Origin of the sequence: Sphingopyxis sp. (assembly GCF_035250425.1) — a bacterium.
In the GTDB taxonomy this organism is placed as follows: Bacteria; Pseudomonadota; Alphaproteobacteria; order Sphingomonadales; family Sphingomonadaceae; genus Sphingopyxis.
Genome location: NZ_DATFFD010000064.1, coordinates 1 through 3558 on the forward strand (window position 1 = coordinate 1; position 3558 = coordinate 3558).

The window sequence follows — 3558 nt, forward strand, 5'->3', positions numbered from 1 at the left end:
GTAGCGTAAGGCCGATTGCGGCCCCCGCCTTCGCGGGGGCGACGAATAGTCTTCAGCATCACGCCGCCGGCGCTTTCATATTCTTCGGCATATCGCCCATCTGCGGCGGCATATAACGCTCGTCATGCTTGGCGAGGATGCGGTCGGCGACAAAGGTCCCGTCGGCGCGCATCCGGCCGTCGGCGACCATGCCGCTCTCCTCGCCGAACAGGTCGGGGACGATGCCCTTATATTCGACCGGCACCGAAGCCTTGCCGTCGGTCGCGACGAAGCGGATCGTGAGGCCGTCGGCCTGCCGCTCGATGCTGCCCTTGGCGACCATGCCGCCCAGCCGCATCGGCTCGCCGACCGCAGCCTTGCCACCCTGAATTTCGACCGGCGTGCGAAAATAGGCCGCCTCGTCGCGCAGCGCGCTCGCCGCGAGCACACCCGCGCCCGCCACGCCGCCCAGCGCGACCAGCGCCAGAATCAGCCGTTGATGCTTGGCCTTCACCGGCACGCCCTCAATAAACAGGGACTGTCCCTATTTATTCTCCGCAGCCAACCGCTGGCAAGATGACGGCCCCCCCAATAAATAGGGACTGTCCCTATTTTTTGTTCACCGCCCATCGTTCATCCCCTTACGGTCCTTTCGCAGCGCATCGCTGCGCCGCTCGGCCTTCGCCATCGCGCGCCAGCTCGACCACAGCACCGCGCCGGTCAGCACGGCCGTCAGCCCATAGGCCGCCGCGACAAACGCCCATTGTCCGCCCCCGCTGATCACCCCCGTCACGCGTCAAATCCCCTCGTCGTCCGCAAGCCGCCTGAGCCGCGCCGCGACGCGATTGTCGGCGATGATCCGCCGCATCCGCATCAAGACGATGGCGCCGAATAGCAACGAAAAGCCGAGCACGGTCAAGCCCAGCGGCCACAGCAACGCGCCGTCGATGCTCGATCCGCCCAGCGTGATGCTCGGCCCCTGATGCAGGCTGTTCCACCACACGACGCTGCGGTTGATGATCGGAATATTGATCGCGCCGACCAGTGCATAGATCGCGGCGCCGCGCGACAGCGAACCGCCCTGCCGCTGGCCCCCAACTCCACCGGCGTCGCCGCTCGTCAGCGCGATAAAGCCCGCATAGAGAAAGAGGAGAACGAGCATCGACGTCATCCGCCCATCCCATTCCCACCAGGTTCCCCAGGTCGGGCGTCCCCAGATCGATCCGGTCGCAAGGCACAGCGCGGTGAACAGCAGCCCCGGCACCGCGATCGCGCGCGCCGCGATGCCCGACAGCGGATGCCGCCACACAAGCTGGATCAGCCCCGCGATCGCGAGCGACGTCCAACCGCCCATGCCGAGCCACGCCGACGGGACATGGACATAAAGGATGCGTGCGGTTTCGCCCTGCTTGTAATCGCCCGGCACCATCACGAGCCCGGCCCACGCGCCGCCGAGCACAAGCAACAGCCCGGCGCTGAGCAACCACGGCGTCAGCGGCTTGGCAATCGCAAGAAAGCGCGTGGGATTGGCGTAGGCGTGCATCGGATCGCGTCGTCCTTAGGCGAGCCGGAGAAAGCGGTCCAGCAATTTGCCCGGCGCGACCCGGCGGAGCCTGTGTCACCTGCCCCACGCTTGAGGTCAAGCCTCGGGTTGCCACCTCCTCGTCACCCCGGACTTGATCCGGGGTCCACGACTCCGGCGCCGCCCATGGATCCCGGATCAAGTCCGGGATGACGAAAGGAATGAAGCGAATTAGGCCTCCGGCCGCGTCCAGATCCAGCTCCCGGTCACCGCCGCGGCGATCACCGGCAGCATCACCCACGGCCAGGGCGAAAAGATCGCGGCGAGCGCAATGCTGAAGGCAAAGGCGGCCGTCGCGGCAATCTTGCCCTTGCGGCTGATCGCGCCCTTCTCGCGCCACGCGGCGATATGATGCCCGAAATGCGGGTGCGTCAGCAGCCAATTCTCGAGCCGCGGCGACGAGCGCGCAAAACAAAAGGCGGCGAGAATGACGAACGGCACCGTCGGCAACAGCGGCAGGAACGCACCAATCGCGCCAAGCCCCAACGACGCCCAGCCCGCGACCAGATAAAAATGCCGTTTCATCGGGAGGGAGGCTTAGCGAAATCCAGGCTCGGCGCCAGCCCCTACCCTGTTCCCCGGCGAAGGCCGGGGTCCAGAGCGGTCTAACTCAACGCTGGCTCTCAAACGCTCTGGACCCTGCTGGGAGTCATGTGCCTCCCATCACCCTTCGCCGGGGAACAGCAATCCGAAGCCTTATCTCCGCCCGATCAGCTTCTGCGCCATCCGGTCGGCAACCACCGCCGCGGGCGTGCCGCTGGCCTTGCTCTCGGCCCAGATTTCGGCCAGCCGACCGGGGATCAGGTGAATCCGGCTCTCGACTTCCTCGCGGCTGCCCTGTCCGAGATATTCGAGCGCGACGTTGATGATGCCGCCGGCGTTGATAACATAATCGGGGGCATAGACGATGCCGCGGTCGTGGATGCGCTGGCCATCGGCCGCGGTCGCGAGCTGGTTATTTGCACCGCCCGCGACGATCGGCACGCGCAACTTTTCGATGCTCGCCTCGGTCAGGATCGCGCCGAGCGCGTTGGGGCTCAGCACGTCGGCCTCGACCTCCATGATCGCCGCCGAATCGGCCAGCTCGGCGCCGAGTTCGTCGGCCAGTTCCTTCGCGCGCGCCAGATTGACGTCGGCGAGGGTCAGCTTCGCGCCCTCGGCCGCCAGCCGCCGCGCGACGCCGCCGCCGACGCTGCCGACGCCCTGGATCGCGATCCGCACATCCTTGGCGCTGTCGGTCTTCAGCCCTTCGCGAATCGCCGCCTTGATGCCGAGATAGACGCCGAGCGCGGTCAGCGGGCCGGGGTCGCCGCCCGCCGCGCCGCTCGCCACCGGCAGGCCGCTAACATGCTTAGTGTGCTTGGCAATCTGGACCATGTCGGCGTCGGTGATCCCGACATCCTCGGCGGTGACATAAGCGCCGCCGAGCGATTCGACCGCACGGCCGAACGCCGCGAGCAGTTCGGGGGTCTTCGCGGCGCCGTCATCGGCGAGAATCACGCCCTTGCCGCCGCCCATCGGCAGCCCCGCCATCGCATTCTTGTAGCTCATGCCGCGCGACAGGCGCAGCGCGTCGGTGATCGCCGCCGAGCGCTGCGGATAATGCCAGTAACGAACGCCGCCGGCGCCGGGGCCGAGGTGGGTCGAGTGGACGGCGATAACCGCGGTCAGCCCGCTGGCGCGATCGCGGAACATATGGACATGTTCATGATCGTCGAAATCGGCGAAATCCCAGACAGCGGACATAGACTCATCCCCATAATGAAATTGGTGCATTAGAAAATTACGTTAGGACGCAATAATCCGATAGGGACTGCGAGTCACCCCAAAAGCGTCTATACGCGATAATAGAGAAAATGGGGCGACCAACGGGGCTCGAACCCGCGACCTCCGGTACCACAAACCGGCGCTCTAACCAACTGAGCTATGGTCGCCACATAAGCGAAGAGCGGCGCACGAAGCACCCTCGACAGCGCGCGGCGAATAGGCGCGCATCC

At 66.0% G+C, this 3558-nt stretch carries 5 protein-coding genes and 1 tRNA gene; all 6 read right to left on the reverse strand.

The genetic code is table 11. From position 1 onward, the window contains the following. Positions 1-58: 58 nt before the first annotated feature. The 6 genes from ccmE to VJ811_RS03995 all read right to left on the reverse strand — a co-directional run bounded on the left by ccmE (position 59) and on the right by VJ811_RS03995 (position 3495). Positions 59-493, reverse strand: coding sequence for a cytochrome c maturation protein CcmE (ccmE, locus tag VJ811_RS03970; protein ID WP_324070980.1), 435 nt, complete (start codon positions 491-493; stop codon positions 59-61). Positions 494-598: 105 nt separating this feature from the next. Further along, complete coding sequence (locus VJ811_RS03975; RefSeq protein WP_324070981.1) at positions 599-772, reverse strand: hypothetical protein; 174 nt, start codon at positions 770-772, stop codon at positions 599-601. A gap of 3 nt (positions 773-775) precedes the next feature. Continuing rightward, a complete protein-coding gene (gene ccmC, locus VJ811_RS03980) occupies positions 776-1522 on the reverse strand; it encodes a heme ABC transporter permease CcmC (protein WP_324070982.1) in 747 nt (248 codons plus the stop codon). A 210-nt stretch (positions 1523-1732) separates the two neighbouring features. After that, entirely contained in the window at positions 1733-2086 is a 354-nt protein-coding gene (locus VJ811_RS03985) for a YbaN family protein (protein WP_324070983.1), read from the reverse strand. Between the two features lie 171 nt (positions 2087-2257). After that, positions 2258-3307: a Glu/Leu/Phe/Val family dehydrogenase gene (locus VJ811_RS03990; RefSeq protein WP_324070984.1), complete on the reverse strand. Its 1050-nt coding sequence runs from the start codon at positions 3305-3307 to the stop codon at positions 2258-2260. A 111-nt stretch (positions 3308-3418) separates the two neighbouring features. Then, positions 3419-3495, reverse strand: a tRNA-His gene (locus VJ811_RS03995). Positions 3496-3558 lie beyond the last annotated feature (63 nt).

What these genes read in the sequence shown, in the direction of transcription:
- ccmC (WP_324070982.1), bottom strand. Translation starts at nt 1,522, where the DNA reads ATGCACGCCTACGCCAATCCCACGCGCTTTCTTGCGATTGCCAAGCCG.
- VJ811_RS03990 (WP_324070984.1), bottom strand. Translation starts at nt 3,307, where the DNA reads ATGTCCGCTGTCTGGGATTTCGCCGATTTCGACGATCATGAACATGTC.
- VJ811_RS03985 (WP_324070983.1), bottom strand. Translation starts at nt 2,086, where the DNA reads ATGAAACGGCATTTTTATCTGGTCGCGGGCTGGGCGTCGTTGGGGCTT.